The 16,016-nt window shown below is 33.0% G+C and carries 19 protein-coding genes and 1 riboswitch; of the genes, 15 read left to right on the top strand and 4 right to left on the bottom strand.

Annotation, left to right across the window (positions count from 1 at the left end):
• Positions 1–83: 83 nt before the first annotated feature.
• The 4 genes from MHI39_RS09660 to MHI39_RS09675 all read left to right on the top strand — a co-directional run bounded on the left by MHI39_RS09660 (position 84) and on the right by MHI39_RS09675 (position 4,555).
• On the top strand, positions 84–278 hold the full coding sequence (locus tag MHI39_RS09660) for a YqgQ family protein (RefSeq protein ID WP_058002178.1): 195 nt from the start codon (positions 84–86) through the stop codon (positions 276–278).
• Between the two features lie 18 nt (positions 279–296).
• On the top strand, positions 297–1,274 hold the full coding sequence (locus MHI39_RS09665) for an ROK family glucokinase (protein ID WP_058002179.1): 978 nt from the start codon (positions 297–299) through the stop codon (positions 1,272–1,274).
• A 203-nt stretch (positions 1,275–1,477) separates the two neighbouring features.
• Positions 1,478–3,358 (top strand): LTA synthase family protein, encoded by a 1,881-nt coding sequence (locus tag MHI39_RS09670; protein ID WP_342541176.1) that lies wholly within the window; start codon positions 1,478–1,480, stop codon positions 3,356–3,358.
• A 72-nt stretch (positions 3,359–3,430) separates the two neighbouring features.
• The gene (locus MHI39_RS09675; RefSeq protein ID WP_342541177.1) at positions 3,431–4,555 is read left to right on the top strand and encodes a hypothetical protein; all 1,125 of its coding nucleotides are present in this window, start codon (positions 3,431–3,433) and stop codon (positions 4,553–4,555) included.
• 38 nt (positions 4,556–4,593) lie between these two features.
• Here MHI39_RS09675 and MHI39_RS09680 read toward each other — a convergent pair whose 3' ends face one another.
• On the bottom strand, positions 4,594–4,767 hold the full coding sequence (locus MHI39_RS09680; protein ID WP_065107192.1) for a DUF2759 domain-containing protein: 174 nt from the start codon (positions 4,765–4,767) through the stop codon (positions 4,594–4,596).
• A gap of 222 nt (positions 4,768–4,989) precedes the next feature.
• Between MHI39_RS09680 and MHI39_RS09685 the strand changes: the two genes are divergently transcribed.
• Positions 4,990–5,622 carry an MBL fold metallo-hydrolase gene (locus tag MHI39_RS09685; RefSeq protein ID WP_058002182.1) on the top strand — a complete coding sequence of 211 codons (633 nt, stop codon included), beginning with the start codon at positions 4,990–4,992 and terminating at the stop codon, positions 5,620–5,622.
• 402 nt (positions 5,623–6,024) lie between these two features.
• On the opposite strand, the gene MHI39_RS09690 is transcribed toward MHI39_RS09685, so the two are convergent.
• Positions 6,025–6,267: a DUF2626 domain-containing protein gene (locus MHI39_RS09690; RefSeq protein ID WP_058002183.1), complete on the bottom strand. Its 243-nt coding sequence runs from the start codon at positions 6,265–6,267 to the stop codon at positions 6,025–6,027.
• Between the two features lie 221 nt (positions 6,268–6,488).
• On the opposite strand from MHI39_RS09690, the gene comGA reads away from it, so the two are divergent.
• Genes comGA through MHI39_RS09735 form a run of 9 tightly spaced genes read left to right on the top strand, consistent with a single transcriptional unit; the run spans position 6,489 to position 11,190 of the window.
• Positions 6,489–7,589 (top strand): competence type IV pilus ATPase ComGA, encoded by a 1,101-nt coding sequence (gene comGA / locus MHI39_RS09695; protein WP_078111013.1) that lies wholly within the window; start codon positions 6,489–6,491, stop codon positions 7,587–7,589.
• Positions 7,498–8,568, top strand: coding sequence for a competence type IV pilus assembly protein ComGB (gene comGB / locus MHI39_RS09700; RefSeq protein WP_083498326.1), 1,071 nt, complete (start codon positions 7,498–7,500; stop codon positions 8,566–8,568). Before comGA ends, comGB begins: the two co-directional genes overlap by 92 nt.
• A 15-nt stretch (positions 8,569–8,583) precedes the next feature.
• The gene (gene comGC, locus MHI39_RS09705) at positions 8,584–8,907 is read left to right on the top strand and encodes a competence type IV pilus major pilin ComGC (protein WP_058002186.1); all 324 of its coding nucleotides are present in this window, start codon (positions 8,584–8,586) and stop codon (positions 8,905–8,907) included.
• Positions 8,904–9,347 carry a competence type IV pilus minor pilin ComGD gene (gene comGD / locus MHI39_RS09710; protein ID WP_058002187.1) on the top strand — a complete coding sequence of 148 codons (444 nt, stop codon included), beginning with the start codon at positions 8,904–8,906 and terminating at the stop codon, positions 9,345–9,347. Before comGC ends, comGD begins: the two co-directional genes overlap by 4 nt.
• Positions 9,337–9,747 (top strand): type II secretion system protein, encoded by a 411-nt coding sequence (locus MHI39_RS09715; RefSeq protein ID WP_058002188.1) that lies wholly within the window; start codon positions 9,337–9,339, stop codon positions 9,745–9,747. The genes comGD and MHI39_RS09715 overlap by 11 nt, the downstream gene beginning before the upstream one ends.
• Positions 9,650–10,063 (top strand): competence type IV pilus minor pilin ComGF, encoded by a 414-nt coding sequence (gene comGF / locus MHI39_RS09720; protein ID WP_161809502.1) that lies wholly within the window; start codon positions 9,650–9,652, stop codon positions 10,061–10,063. The genes MHI39_RS09715 and comGF overlap by 98 nt, the downstream gene beginning before the upstream one ends.
• 16 nt (positions 10,064–10,079) lie before the next feature.
• On the top strand, positions 10,080–10,454 hold the full coding sequence (gene comGG, locus MHI39_RS09725) for a competence type IV pilus minor pilin ComGG (protein ID WP_342541179.1): 375 nt from the start codon (positions 10,080–10,082) through the stop codon (positions 10,452–10,454).
• Between the two features lie 15 nt (positions 10,455–10,469).
• Positions 10,470–10,988, top strand: a complete 519-nt coding sequence (locus MHI39_RS09730; protein ID WP_321202138.1) for a shikimate kinase — start codon at positions 10,470–10,472, stop codon at positions 10,986–10,988.
• Between the two features lie 25 nt (positions 10,989–11,013).
• Positions 11,014–11,190, top strand: coding sequence for a YqzE family protein (locus tag MHI39_RS09735; protein ID WP_065107193.1), 177 nt, complete (start codon positions 11,014–11,016; stop codon positions 11,188–11,190).
• Positions 11,191–11,812: 622 nt separating this feature from the next.
• Here the strand turns inward: MHI39_RS09735 and MHI39_RS09740 are convergent.
• On the bottom strand, positions 11,813–12,619 hold the full coding sequence (locus tag MHI39_RS09740) for a YqhG family protein (RefSeq protein ID WP_058002192.1): 807 nt from the start codon (positions 12,617–12,619) through the stop codon (positions 11,813–11,815).
• On the bottom strand, positions 12,588–14,294 hold the full coding sequence (locus MHI39_RS09745; protein ID WP_058002193.1) for an SNF2-related protein: 1,707 nt from the start codon (positions 14,292–14,294) through the stop codon (positions 12,588–12,590). The genes MHI39_RS09740 and MHI39_RS09745 overlap by 32 nt, the downstream gene beginning before the upstream one ends.
• 284 nt (positions 14,295–14,578) lie before the next feature.
• Positions 14,579–14,673: riboswitch (glycine riboswitch) on the top strand.
• 224 nt (positions 14,674–14,897) lie between these two features.
• Between MHI39_RS09745 and gcvT the strand changes: the two genes are divergently transcribed.
• Positions 14,898–16,004 (top strand): glycine cleavage system aminomethyltransferase GcvT, encoded by a 1,107-nt coding sequence (gene gcvT / locus MHI39_RS09750; RefSeq protein ID WP_058002194.1) that lies wholly within the window; start codon positions 14,898–14,900, stop codon positions 16,002–16,004.
• The last annotated feature ends 12 nt before the right edge of the window (positions 16,005–16,016 follow it).

A 16,016-nucleotide genomic window follows, 5' to 3' on the forward strand; every position in this document is an offset into this window, starting at 1 on the left:
TCTTTCTGAAACTTGTTCATCCGCACAATATCTACTATACTGATTTATGATTAGAATCCGGTTGAAGTCAAGAGGGTGTGGATTTGAAGACATTTTATGATGTACAACAATTATTAAAAAAATTTGGCATCATCATTTACGTAGGAAATCGAAATGCTGATATAGAATTAATGGAAATGGAAGTTAAAGAGTTATACAAATTAGGATTAATCGAGAAAGAAATATTTCAACGAGCAATCTTAGTTTTAAGACAAGAAAAAAATAAAAATGGATTTTGATAAATGGGGGAGATTGGGATGGATAAACAATGGATTGTAGGTGTGGATTTAGGAGGTACTACTACTAAACTAGCTTTTATTCACGAAAATGGAGATATTATACATAAGTGGGAAATTGATACAGATAATACCGATGCCGGAAAAAATATCTTAAAAAATATTTCTGAGTCAATTGATACACAATTAGGTAGACTAAATGTAGGGAAAGAAATTCTTAAGGGAATTGGAATGGGCGCTCCTGGTGCAGTAAATTTAGAGGAAGGAATTATTTATGAAGCAGTCAATCTTGGCTGGGAAAATAATTATCCAATCTCTCGCACATTAACACAATTAACGGGACTGCCAGTAGTTATTGATAATGATGCAAATTGCGCAGCTCAAGGAGAAATGTGGAAAGGGGCTGGACAGGGCGCTAAAGATATCGTTTGTGTGACATTAGGCACAGGTGTTGGTGGTGGAATTATTACTAATGGTAAAATCGTTCAAGGTATCAAAGGGGCAGCTGGTGAAATCGGCCATATTACGGTTATCCCAGAGAATGGAGCGCCTTGTAATTGTGGGAAAACAGGTTGCCTAGAAACTATTGCTTCAGCAACAGGAATATCACGATTGGCTACTGAAGCCATTTATGCATATGAAAATAATTCATTATTGAAGGACATCTACTCTGAAAAAGGAAAAGTATCTGCTAAGGATGTATTTGACAGTGTAAAAGAAGGCGACATACTGGCAAATGAAATTGTAAATAGAGTTGTATTTTATTTAGGCATTGCATTGGCGAATGTTGGGAATGTATTTAATCCTGAAAAAATAATTATTGGCGGTGGCGTATCACGAGCAGGGAACACTTTATTAGATCCGTTAATTCGTTATTTTCAAAAATTTGCATTCTCAACTGTTGCTCAATCTACACGTATTGATTTAGCCACTTTAGGGAATGATGCTGGTGTAATTGGTGCTGCATGGCTAATTCAGGGAAATGTTGGAAATAAATAAATTATGCGCTGGCATAGTATGTTATAAATCTTGGACAAACATGAAACTTTTTAATGGTTTTGGACGTCATATATATTGGGTAATACGATTAGCACGTAGTTCAATTTAATTCTATGGAATTTCCGACATGGATCATAGTGCATAGTGGAAAAATAAATCCCCACTATCGGAGTTTTTGGATGAAGGAGGTTTCCAATGTATAAATGATTAAATTTAAAAAGATGAATATTTTGTTTCCTGTTATTGGAGCAATAGCTCTTTGGATCAAGACCTACCTTATCTATAAGACAGCTTTCCAAATTAAGATTGAAAATTGGATGCAGGAATTTATATTATTTATAAATCCTGCAAGTTTTTTGTTGTTTGTATTTGGGTTGTCACTTTTCTTTAAATCGGAAAAAGTTCGAATACGCTATATTGTTCTGGTGAGTGTATTTCTTTCTTTAATTATTTATGCGAATGTTGTCTTTTATCGTTTTTTTACCGATTTTTTAACACTGCCGGTTTTATTTCAAACAAGTAATTTTGGTGATTTAGGGGATAGTGCAGTAGCAGAGATTCATTGGTGGGATTTTGTTTACTTTATAGATGTGATCATTTTAATGCTTCTTGTTAAGTTCAAACCCAGATTAGTGACTTTTAAGCAGACCACAAGGATCAACAGAAGGGCTTATTTTCTTGTAACAGGTGCAGTTTTGTTTTTAAATCTAGGATTAGCTGAAGCAGAACGTCCACAGTTGCTTTCACGAACGTTTGACAGGGAAATCTTAGTAAAAAATATTGGTTCCTTTAATTATCATTTATACGATATTTTCCTTCAATCAAAAACATCCGCACAAAAAGCTCTGGCAGATGGGAGCAACTTAATTGATATTGAGAATTATGCACGTGCAAATTATGCAAAGCCTAGTGAAAAGCTTTTTGGAATAGCGAAAGGGAGAAATGTTATCGTTATCTCCCTAGAGTCAACACAAAGCTTTGTCATTAATTCCAAAGTGAACGGTCAAGTTATCACACCATTTTTGAATGAATTTATTCAGGATAGCTATTATTTCGATCAGTTTTATCATCAAACAGGCCAAGGAAAAACCTCAGATTCAGAATTTTTAGTGGAAAACTCATTATTTCCATTAAATCGAGGAGCTGTATTTTTTACGCATGCAAGTAATGAATATAATTCTTTAGCTGAAAAATTAAACCAAAATGGCTATTTTACAGCAGGAATGCATGCAAATAATAAAAGCTTTTGGAACCGAGATATAATGTATAAATCTTTAGGTTATCAACGATTTTACTCCTCAACATCCTATTCTATCACTGATGAGAATTCTGTAGGCTGGGGAATGAAGGATATTCCTTTCTTTGAACAATCTGTTGACTTAATGAAGAATATGCCAACTCCGTTTTATGCAAAAATGCTTACATTAACCAATCATCATCCATTTATTTTGAATGAATCAGATAAGCTAATCAATGAATATACTTCTAGTGATAAGACGGTTAATCGTTATTTCACCACTGTACGCTATCAGGATGAAGCCATAAAAAAATTTATTGAAAAATTAAAAGTAGCAGGTATATATGATCATTCGATAATCGTGATGTATGGTGATCATTACGGTATATCTGAAAACCATCATCATTCGATGGGGGAATATTTAGGGAAAGAAATTACCCCATATGTAAATTTAGATCTTCAAAGGGTTCCTTTCATTATCCATATACCTGGTGTTACTGATAACGGAAGAGGAAAGGTGCTATCCGAAGTAGGTGGCCAAATTGATATTCGACCAACCATACTTCATCTATTGGGAGTGGATACAAAAAAAGATATTCAATTTGGGAAAGATTTATTTTCTCCAGACCATCTTAATTTTACCGTTCTCCGAGATGGTCAATTTATAACTGACAAATATGCTTGGACAGCAAATAACTGTTATTTGCGAGACACTGGAGAAGTAATAGATAAAAGTTTTTGTCGTGATTTTCAAGAAAAAGCAAATATGGAGCTTGATTATTCTGATAAGATCATTTACGGAGATTTACTAAGATTTTATACATCAACTGTAAGTGATAATCTATAATAAGAAAACTCGTATAATAGGGTTTTCTTATTTTTCTTGTAAGGGTAGAGAAATAAATAAGGAGTGGAATAGATGAAAAAGAAAAAACATAAACGTCATTACTTTTATACAATCTTCTCATTTATGTTATTTCTTTTTCTTTTAAGTGGTTGTGAAAAGGAATATTCGGATCATCAAACGATTCAAAAACCAAAAGAACCTATCATGGAATTGAAACCAATACATGTTGATAATGGTGAATTTGAAAAAGTTGCTGGTTGGTTTGATAATCATACCATATTGTATATCACTAAAAATGATCAGGAGTTTCAGGTTTATAAATATAATATAACGAGTGGAAAACAATCTCTCTTTTTTAATAGTAAGGACTCAATCAAAACGGTAAAAATAGGCCCTGATCGTTCAAAGGTACTAATTCAAACCGCTCCATTAAGTAATCTTGCTAGAATTTATATATTGGACGATGAAGGTAAAACGATTTACACAAAAGATATAGAGTCCTTTGATCTGACCTATAACTGGAATAAAGAGAATCCACAGCTCCTTGCTTTGACCATATTTTATGAGGATTGGACTTATAAGGTTAAGGTTCTTCAATTAAATCAATTACAAATGACTGAATATGTTTTTGACGATCCGTTTGTTAAATGGTTTGGTAGTAATTCTCTAATTATGCAAACCAGGAATAAGGAAGACTCAAGTGCTCCATCGAACTTAATTTCTTATAATTTAAAACAAGTAGATCAACCAAAAACTCTAAAAACGAATCTATATCAATTTGATACATATAAGGATCTTCTCATGACAGTTGAAGTGAATCCTCAGGCGAAAGAAGAAGCAATTTATCATTTTTATAATAAATCCTTAAAAGATAAGTTTTCCTTTCGCGTCCCTCATTTAAGTCAATTTAAAGAATGGTTGGTTCCTTTTAATGCTTACTTAGAGAAGGAAAAGCACTTCCTTTCTTTTATTCCATATGAAAGCGGCTCAATCGATCAATATGATAAGGATTATAAATTAATTAGCTTTGATATTGAAAATCAGAAAGAAAAGGTGTTATTTAAAAACTTAAAGAATGAACCAATTACATGTTCACCAAATGAAAAATTATGTTTATATGGATATCAGTTCGAAAATATTATAGATCTTAAAGGGAAACGGGTAATTCCCTTAGTTAAAGAAATCGAAGAAATATAAAAAGAACAGAGCCAATATACTCTGTTCTTTTTTAGTGATTATATTGTTGCTGGGTATCCTGAATGAATAACTGTCATTACAGTAAACCAACCAAAAACACCTAGTGTAATTACGCCAAAAACAATTCCTAATGGATTTTTATTTTTGAAGGCACTAACTGTTCCAAATACAGCAAGTAATGTTACTAAAGCAAAAATGATGACTGTACCCATTTGATAATGACCCCTTCCTTCGTAAAGTAGACAATTTTTCATATGTAAAATGATAATGGCACTCAATGATATTTTACAATTTTATAATAAATTTGTCGAGGTACAAAAGTGAAAGTTCTTTGACTTGTTAATAGTATACCCAAACAAAATCAATACTTGTACAATATATTTTATAGCTATGTTACGATTAATGAACAAGATTGAAAAAGAGGTGTTAATATAATGAAATGGCAAAGAGTTCCATTAGGACCATTAGAAACGAACTGTTATTTATTTGTAGGTGATCAACAGGAATGTATTATTATTGACCCAGGTGATGAAGGAGCAAAGCTCCATTCAATTATTAATAAGCAAAAGCTTAAACCAATCGCTATCTTATTAACCCATGCCCATTTTGATCATATAGGTGCAGTAGACCAAATGAGAGATGTCTTCCATATCCCTGTTTATATTCACAAAAAGGAAGCTGACTGGTTAAATAACCCTCACTTAAATGGGTCACAGATGTTTATGATGGGGAATGCAGTTCAGCAAAAACCAGCGGATTATATTATTCATCAAGAAGATACATTGACCATTGGTGAATTTACCATTGAACTTTTTGAAACACCTGGTCATTCACCCGGCAGTCTTTCATATTACATAAAGGATTTATCTACCGTTTTTGCAGGAGATACCTTGTTTTTAGGGAGTATTGGTCGTACCGATCTTCCAGGCGGAAATCATCAACAATTATTAACAAGTATTAAACAAAAATTATTAGTACTACCTGATGATACGATGGTTTTGCCGGGACACGGGGCAGAAACAACTATCGGGAATGAAAAACGAATGAATCCTTTCTTAGCAGAATAAGAAAGCACAAACAGCTTACTCAACCCATCAAGTATATTCACTCTATATTGAAATCTGCTTTTGCCTTTATAGTGAAGACGTTTAACTTCGAGGGACTAGGCAATTGAGTTGAATCAAGTAGGAATTTTTGAACTTTAATAACCAGTATTGAATTTTGTTCTTTAATTAGTAAGAAAAGGCTGTTTTGTATAGTTTGTTGCTTTTGTAAAAGCCCAACTACCGGCTTTTACTACCACTAAAGGATTCTAGTGGGTCTTATGGAGATTGCAGTTCTTCTCAGTAAAAGAAACATGTACGCCCTCAGTCGATATTTATTAGTGATAACTTTACTTTAATAGCAACAATGTTTGAGAAAAGTGCCAAAAAAAAAGACTCTTGAACGTTTCAAGAGTCTTTTTTTAATTAATGTTCTACACCTGGTACTAATATGAATGTTGTATAGTATGTAAAACCAGCGAAGAAGATTGTAAGGTACGCCCCAAAAATATACATATACATACGTTCAGATAATTTCAAATAACTTAGTAGAACAAAGAATACGGTTTGACCAAGGAATAATAATGCAAGTGTGTTTAAATCCCCAAGATAAAGCATGACTGCAAAAATTGCTGTCCAAAATCCTAATACTCTGTACATGCGATCCATATGTATCCCTCCTTTGTACCTTTTACTCCATCAATTTATTATTATAAAGGAAAAGTATAGAAAATGTAAATATCCCGGTATTTTAGTTTGTGACATTTACGTGATAAATACACATAAAAAATTGATTGAAAAATTTAGGGAAAAAAATATGTTTTTATGAAGGAGATTGAAATTTTTTGTCGAAATAGTTATAAAATAATAAAGGTGGTGGCTTATGATATATGTCCATAGAAAAAATTGCTGATTTATTACTGGGACAAGCAATCAATTTATGTGCAACAGATATCCATATTATCCCAAGAACAAAAGATTACCATGTACAATTTAGATTTAACGGAAGACTCTCTCCATATTGTGATTATTCATTAGAAATTGGAGAAAGGCTAATATCTCATTTTAAATTTATCTCCTCAATGGATATTAGTGAAAGAAGAAGACCTCAAAGTGGTTCATTTCATCTCATGCACGAGAAAAAGACTTCGTTTAGAATTTCTACCTTACCAACGGCCCTCGCCAAGGAAAGTCTTGTTATACGAATCCTACCCCAACATCAATCCATCACTATCGATCAAATTTCGCTGTTCCCTATGATTACCAAAAAATTAATCGCACTGCTCATGCACTCTCATGGAATGATTATTTTTACTGGACCAACCGGAAGTGGTAAATCGTCAACAATGTATACATTAGTGGATCATTGTTCCAATCAGCTCATGCGAAATGTCATTACACTTGAAGATCCAGTAGAGCAGCAAAATAGTTCATTTGTGCAAGTGCAAGTGAATGAAAAGGCAGGTATTACTTATAGTACTGGATTAAAGGCTATTTTACGTCATGATCCCGATGTGATTATGGTTGGGGAAATACGGGATAGTGAAACAGCTAAAATCGCAATTAGAGCAGCGCTAACAGGACACTTGGTGCTTAGTACATTACATACGAGGGATGCAAAGGGGGCGATTTATCGTTTATTAGAATTTGGGGTGGAATGGCATGATATTGAACAAACATTGATAGCAGTTAGTGCACAGCGACTTGTATCATTAAAATGTCCGATTTGTGGCGAGCGATGTTCCCGTTTTTGTTCGAATTTCCAAAAAGGAAATCGGACAGCGGTTTATGAATTATTGTCAGGAAGAATGTTGAAAAGTGTGTTAAATGAGGCCAAAGGTCAAAACTGTCGATCGAACTATCAAACATTAAAAAAAGTAATCAGAAAGGGGATTGCACTTGGATACATTTCCAAAAGCGAATACGATCGTTGGGTTTTTGATGAGGAAGAACCGAATCCCATTAAAGGTTCAGGGAATGTTCTTAAATAGAATAGGTGAGATGCTTGAAAACGGCTTCACTCTTGCAGAGGCAATAGATTTTTTGCAGCATCTTAAGAGTAATTCGAAAATCAACCCTAATGATATACTAGTCGATTTACAAAATGGAATCCCATTATATGAAGTATTAAATCGAAAAAAATTTGATAAAAAGGTTTGTGCACAATTGTTTTTTGCAGACCAGCACGGCAAACTATCATATGCTTTAAAGGAGTCAGGAACCTATTTAGCCAAAAAACATCATGACCAGGTTACGATGATGAAGCTTTTTCAATATCCCTTACTGCTCATTTTTCTCCTCGCATTTGTTCTGCAACTGTTAAAAAATTTTTTACTACCACAATTTGAATTACTTTATTCTTCGATGAATTATCAGCCTACTTTTACCGTTAGTTTTTTAATTTCCTTAATGAAAAATTCTCAATTTTACTTGTTAATGATCCTCATCTTGATTATTTGTGTTAGTTTTTTCATTTATCTTCTATTTCGCAAGAAAAATCCGATTGAAAGAGCAGAATGGATATGTCATATCCCATTTGTTCATTTTTATTACAAATTATATATAAGTCATTTTTTAGCTAGAGAATGGAGCTTTTTGCTACAAGGTGGATTTTCTGTTCACGAAATTCTGGATATGATGTCTACTCAAAATTTTAAACCATTGATACGAGAAATAGCCTTTACTATTCGAAAAGAATTGAAATTTGGTTACTCATTTTCTAATGCTCTTTCTAGATTGAAATTTTTGGATCAACAATTTATAACAATTACTATACATGGCGAGAAAAATGGTCGATTAGATGATGAACTACAGTTTTATAGTCGGTTTTGTGTAAAACAACTTGAGGAGAAGATACAAAAAATATTTCGGCTCTTACAACCAATTATGTTTATCTTTATTGGAATTTTGGTTATTTCTGTGTATTTATCTATTCTCTTACCAATGTTTGAAATGATAGATTCCATTTAATGAGGTGATGATGAAATGAAAATATTAAAAAATAATAGTGGTTTCACATTAATAGAAATGCTTGTTGTCTTATTAATTATTACGGTATTAATTTTTGTTGCCATTCCTAATATTACAAAGCATAGTAAATCGATAAATAATAAAGGATGTGAGGCTTTTGTTCAAATGGTACAAGGACAAGTTCAGGCGTATGAAATGGAATATAAAAAATTTCCGAATACGATTCAAGAATTAGTAAATGAAGGGTATCTAGTAGAGAAAAAGACAAAATGTCCGAATGGGAATGAAATTTCCATCAATTCTGAAGGAAAAGTCACAGAAGTAAAGGATCCATCATGATCGTGCTAAAAGGGTCAAGGGGTTTTACACTTATTGAAGTTTTAATAGTTTTACTTGTTTTAACAATTTTCCTGCTTCTTGGGAGCGCAAGTGTCAAAAAAATGAGGGGGTCAATTGAAAGGAATGTATTTATAACCCAACTTGAAGCAGATCTTTATTATGCACAGTCCTATGCCATTAATCGCCATGAATCAGTATTGGTTCAGTTTTATCCCTTTTATGATCAATATACAGCCCTTTCAACAAGCGATAGCACAGTCCTCTTTGATCGAAAACTACCTCCATCAATCGACATGTTAAGTGGTGGCAGTTTAACCTCATATACAATATTACCGAGTGGAAATATAAGTAAATTTGGAACACTGCGTTTTAAAAGTGATAAACGTGAGATGAAGCTGATATTTTATATTGGAAGGGGGAGATTTCGATTTGAACAATAGTAAGGGCTTCACATTGGCAGAAGGAATTCTCTCTCTTGGAGGAATGATGATGATTGCTGCTCTTTTATTTCCATTAATGTTCTTGATTTTACAAAAACAAATTGATGAAAAACAGGACTTGACTGCTGCTAGGGTACTTTATGAACATCTTGAGGAATATGTCATTAATGGAACAAGTATTGCCAATGAAGTTCAAATTGATGGTGTTTCATATCAACTTTTTATTGAAAATAACCCCGAATGGAAGGCTTGTGTTTATTATGCTGAAAGGAATCATTGTATTAAGGAAGAAACAAAATCAGATGGGCTTTACTTTAATAGAATGTATTCTTACGATGCTTATCATTTCGATGATCTTCCTCCTTTTCCCCCTGTTTATCAAAACATACGAGCATATTAATCAATCCTTATCAACTGAAGAAGATTATGAATGGAATCTTTTTTTAATCCAGTTAAGAAAAGAAATGAGGGAAAGTGATGGATTGGATGTTAGTAATAATAGGCTTTTTCTTAAAATGAACGATCAAATGATCATGTATGAACAGTATGGGACTGTCTTAAGACGAAGAGTTGATTCTGAAGGTCATGAAATTGTATTGCAAAATATAAATCAGGTACTATTTGGAGTAAACGATTTAAAGTTGCAAGTTCACATTCAATTTATTAATCATCATCAACGGGATGCCAATTATAGTTCAATCGTATATCGTCAATAGATGGAGGGAGTCGGCAATGAGAAATCAAAAAGGTTTTGTTTTCCCTCTCGTATTAGGGGTTATATTTATTACCTTTTTATTCCTAACATCCTCTACCCATATTTATTTATCTGAAAAACGATATTTGCATGAAACAAAAGGATATTATATCAGTAATAGTTTAAACGTGATGGCAATAAAAAGCTTAATTAGGCAAATTGAAAATCAAAATAATATGGATAGCGGCACAATTGCATTTAATCAAGGAAAAATTAATTATCATGTCTATCCTCAAGAAGAGGAGAATTATTTAATAAACATTACTACATCAATAGAGCATGGTCGAGCGATTAAATATCAAGTATTATATAGTATAAAAGACCATCGTCCATTAAAATGGAATGAAAATTAAGGAGAGAAGGAAATAGTGGATAAGCTGTATATCATAGGTTTTATGGGTGCCGGAAAAACAACAATTGGAAAAGAACTTTCCAAGCTATTGAAATGTTCTATGTATGATACAGATGTTTTGATTGAGCTGGAAGAAGGAACAACCATTGCAGAAATTTTTGCAAATAAAGGTGAAGAATATTTTCGCAAAAAAGAAACAGAAATTTTACAAAGGACAGAAGAGTATGAAGGGATTATCACTACTGGAGGGGGAATTATTAGTTCAGAAGTAAATCAACAATTATTAAAAAAATTAGGCTTCACAATATTTTTGCAATGTGATCCTCTTCAGATGGTCAAAAGAATACAAAATGACCCGACACGTCCATTGGCACGGAATAAATCAGAAAGAGAAATGATTAATCTATATCAATCAAGATTGCCGTATTATAAGGAAAGTGCAGATATGATTATAGATACCACTAATTTATCCATCCCTGAAACGTTAAAAAAACTTGAAGGATGTATACAAGGATTAGAGCTTGGCAATAATTAAGTATCATAGGGGTGGTGTAAAAAATATGTCTACTAATGATTATGTAAAATATATTACCCAAACCTTTGTGAAACACTTTGACACGCCAAAATCCGATCGAATCCAATCACGATTGGAACGAAAAGAACAAAAGAATCCATTTCTTTATCGCTGGTTTGGTGTATTGCCCTATTCAATTATCATGCTATTTAAAAGGAAATAGGAGAGTAATCTCTCCTATTTTTTTTTATGCTCTTTTCTCAAATCTTGTTGCTACTTAGAGAATGTTTTAACTAATAAAAATAGGTTGAAGACAGCCAAATCCTTCATTAAGAAAAGAGCTACAAACGTTAAAAGAATGCTGTCCTATTATTAGGTGTAAAAGCCGGCAGTAGAGCTTTTACAGACGCAACAAATAATCTTATATGTATATTAGGCACTTTTCTCAAACCTGTTGCTATTCAGAGAATTTTTTAACTAATTAAAAATACGTTGAAGACAGCCAAATCCTTTATTCTACTGAGAAAAGAGCTGAAAACTTAGAAAGAATGCTGTCCTATTATTAGGTGTAAAAGCCGGCAGTAGGGCTTTTACAGACGCAACAAATAATCTTATATGTATATTAGGCACTTTTCTCAAACCTGTTGCTATTTAGAGAATGTTTAACTAATAATATAATGGGTTGAGACCAGCAAGTCCTTCATACGAACAGACTTTATTATAAAGATTCTACACTACGGCTTACAATGAAGATTGTTGATTACTTCAATTTAATCCACAATGGAAATGATTAAAGTCGTGAATTGTTTGAGTGCTATGGCGATGCTTAGGTGTTCCCTCACTTGTTAGTTCTCTTCATATATATGATTATCCATCAAATAAAACAGTCCACCATTGATAATTTCAATTGTAATGAAAGGTTCATATTGATGTTTTAACGCTTCTTTTTCTGTTAAATAAGCTTCCGGTTTTTCTTCGATGTCTTCATAAAAATGATCTAATAAAGATAAATCCTCATTCCAACGCTGTTTTGCTTCTTCTGCCCATGAATGATCTTCCTTCATAATTTCCTGTCTTAAAAAATTTTCAATTCTAGTTACACCACTTGTAGGCATAATAATTGGTGTTAAGGTAAAACTAAAATCTGGAATTTTAGGGGATAGCACTTTCTTTGTCAGTTTTTCATGAAATTGTTCGATGAGTATACCGTTAATAAGGTTTAAACCAAATGACCGGAAAACATCACGTTTCCGATCACATTGATAAGAAATTTTTATATTCATTCCTAGCCATGGATATAAAGGTGTTTGTTGCTTGGGCATAGTTTGAGAGATTTCATATAATCGAATATATTTTGCAAAATTCTTCGTCGATTGAAAAATTTGATGAAGACGAGGAGAACCAAAATGAATGACCTCGCCTTTGATTTGATCAGGAGCTTTTTCTTGATCAGTAATCAGAGTTAATTTCATTGGGTTAGGGATTCCACCTGTTTTCTCTAAATAATGCCAGTAAAAAGGACGATTCATTAATTCTTTATCAAGTTCCTTTGTTAACTGAACGGTTAAGTAACCAGCTTCACTTTCAATAATCTCACACTCGTTTGCTTCAAAATATTGACTAAGATATTGATGAATTTCCTGCTGCTGCACCGAAATTACCTCCTTCTTTTTCTTTTATACTTTCGGCAAACTGTATCATTTCTGTTAAATTATCCATTTTAATTTTCATTTCTCCTTCAGTTCGTGAGTTCTGAAAGATGTCTTGCAAATGATTTTCTAATTTTCCAAACTCCAACCTTGTTAAAATGTCATCTAATTCTCCAATTACACGTTCAAATAAATTTATTTTTTCATAAAGAAGTTTAAGAATGTGATCTTCGACCGTATTTTTCGTAGCTAAATTATAAATATGAACATCTTCTTGTTGACCTAGACGATGTACACGTCCAATTCGTTGTTCTAATCTCATTGGATTCCAAGGTAAATCAAAATTAATCATATGATGGCAGAACTGTAGGTTAATTCCTTCCCCACCAGCCTCGGTTGCAATTAAAACCTGTGCATGTTTTTGGAATAATTCTCTCATCCAGTCCTTCTTCCCACGTTTAAATCCGCCGCGAAACGGAACAGAGCTAATTCCATGTTGCTTTAAAAACCATTGCAAATAAAGCTGTGTAGCTCGATATTCAGTGAAAATAATGACTTTATCATTTATATTTTTTATTAATTCTAAAGTTTTCTCAGCTTTTGAATTTTGTTTAACGGCTTCAATTTTTTTAAATAAAAGTGAAATCTGTTCTGTAAAAAGAGGCGATGGATTTTCGTATTTTTTCAACATGTTTTTTAATGTATAGTAGACAGATTCCCTGCTACTGCATGCTTCGCGTTGTAAAGTCATCATAGAAAAACCGCCTGGGCCATATGCTTGATCATTAGTTTTCAATAGTTGGATGGAATCATATAAATCTCTTTCCTCTTTAGAAAAATCAATTAAAATAGTTTTAACATGACGTTTAGTCCACTCAATCCCTGTATCTATTCTACGATTGCGGATCATTACTTTATTAACTAGTTCTTTTAAACGTTCTTCATCCTTTGTCGACCTTTCACCACTTTTATATTTTTCAAAAAAGTTCGTTTGACTACCAAGATGACCAGGTTTTAAAAGTGATACTAAATGAAAAATCTCATCAATACGATTTTGGATTGGAGTCGCTGTTAGCAAAAGACAGAACTTTTTTTTGAGATTTTGCACAAATTCATAGTTTTTTGTTTTATGATTTTTTAATTTATGCGCCTCATCAATAATGACTAAATCATAACTTTGCTCGTAAATTTTTTCCCGATGTGGAGATCGTTTTGCGGTATCGATGGAAGAAATCACGCAATCACATTGATCCCAAACATAGCTTTTTTTCTGAGCAACTGCTGGAATATAGAATTTTGTGTTCAATTCAAACGCCCATTGAGAGACTAAAGAGGCGGGAACAAGGATCAACACTTTTTTTACAAGACGCCGGATCATGAGTTCTTTTAAAATTAATCCGGCTTCAATTGTTTTTCCTAATCCAACCTCATCTGCCAAAATGGCTTTGCCATTCATATTTTCAACAACTTGTTTTGCAACTTCTAGCTGGTGTGGCAAAGGTTTTAAGTTTGCTAAGTGTTTTGTGCATTGTAATCCTTCAAACTCAGGTATAATTTGTTGTTTTTCCATCTGGATTGCTAAATCATATAATTGCCAATTTCCCCAGGGACCATCCTTTACGAATCGATCTGCTAAACCCTTACTCCATGAGTGATCAAAATTTATTTTTATTGACATAAAACCACCTCATCATTCAGTCCGATATAGATATACATGAATAATAGACGAATAAAAAAATAATTTATAAAAGAAATGTTCGTATTTTAGTGTTATAAATAAAATGTATGCCTTTTCTTGCAAGAATTCTTTTGTAAAAGGTGTATTTTTTGTTCGAAAATGCTAGAAAAATGATTGCTGAAAATAATGAATAATGATAGGATGGATATAGCTTGAAAAGGATTTAAAAATGAATAAAAAGCTTATTTTAGTAGTATATCCATTTTTCAATTAAATATAGGCGAATGATTACAGGGGGAGAGATCGCTTAAGTGCGACGCCGAAGGAGCAAATAATAAATAATTATGAATCTCTCAGGCAAAAAGACTCTTGTATGACGCAACTCTGGAGAGTGCTTTCTATTTAGGAGCCACCAAAGGGGAAATCCTTTTCATATGTTTCAAAGCAATCGTATCGGAACAAATGTGAAGGTAAACTTTCAGGTGCCAGGACAGAGACTAATTTAAAAATTGGTTTTCTCTGTCCTTTTTTATGTCTAAATCTTTGAAATTAATTGAAAGTGGAAGAATGCCAAATTTAATTATATTGATAGGGGGATCATCAATGTCAGAATTAAAGAGAACACCATTATATGATGTATATAAAGAATATGGTGGCAAAACAATTGATTTTGGTGGATGGGAATTGCCAGTACAATTTTCGAGTATTAAAGAAGAACATGAAGCAGTTCGTACGAAAGCTGGTTTATTTGATGTATCCCATATGGGTGAAATAACGGTTAAAGGAAAAGACAGTACAGCATTTTTACAAAAAGTCATGACAAATGATATTTCAAAGATTGCCATTCATGGTGCACAGTATAATGCCATGTGCAATGCAAATGGTGGTACTGTTGATGATCTATTAGTTTATAAGTATTCAGATGAACATTACCTCCTTGTAGTGAATGCCAGCAATATTGAAAAAGATTTTAACTGGCTAAAGGAACACGTGGAAGGTGATGTCGCTTTAGAAAATATTTCTTCAAGCATTGGTCAAATTGCTATTCAAGGTCCCCTTGCAGAAACGATTCTACAATCGATTGTGAATGACATGAATTTGGCCGATATTAAATTTTTTAAATTTAATCCTGAAGTGAGTATTAAAGGGATAACAGCATTAGTTTCTCGTACAGGGTATACGGGTGAAGATGGCTTTGAAATTTATTGTCGTGCAGAGGATACCATTTCATTATGGAAGGAACTATTAGCTGCCGGAAAGGAAGAAGGGCTACTTCCTTGTGGCTTAGGAGCTAGGGACACTCTTCGTTTTGAAGCAACCTTGCCATTATATGGTCAAGAATTAACTGCGGAAATCAGTCCCCTTGAAGCTGGGATTGGATTTGCTGTGAAAACGACTAAGAACGCTGACTTTATTGGAAAGTCCGTATTAAAAGAACAAAAGGAAAAAGGTTTAACTAGAAAAATCATAGGAATTGAAATGATTGATCGTGGAATTCCACGTCATGGATATAAAATCTTCTCAGGAGCCGAAGAAATTGGCTGGGTAACAACAGGAACACAGTCCCCTACATTGAAGAAAAATATTGGTTTAGGTCTTGTTGATATTCAATTTACAGAACTAGATCAAGAGATCGATATTGAAATTCGTAATAAACGTTTAAAAGCAAAAGTAATACAAACACCATTTTATAAACGACCTAAAAAATAGGATGGGAGAGAG

Source organism: Heyndrickxia sp. FSL K6-6286, from assembly GCF_038630395.1.
Classification (GTDB): domain Bacteria; phylum Bacillota; class Bacilli; order Bacillales; family Bacillaceae_C; genus Heyndrickxia; species Heyndrickxia oleronia.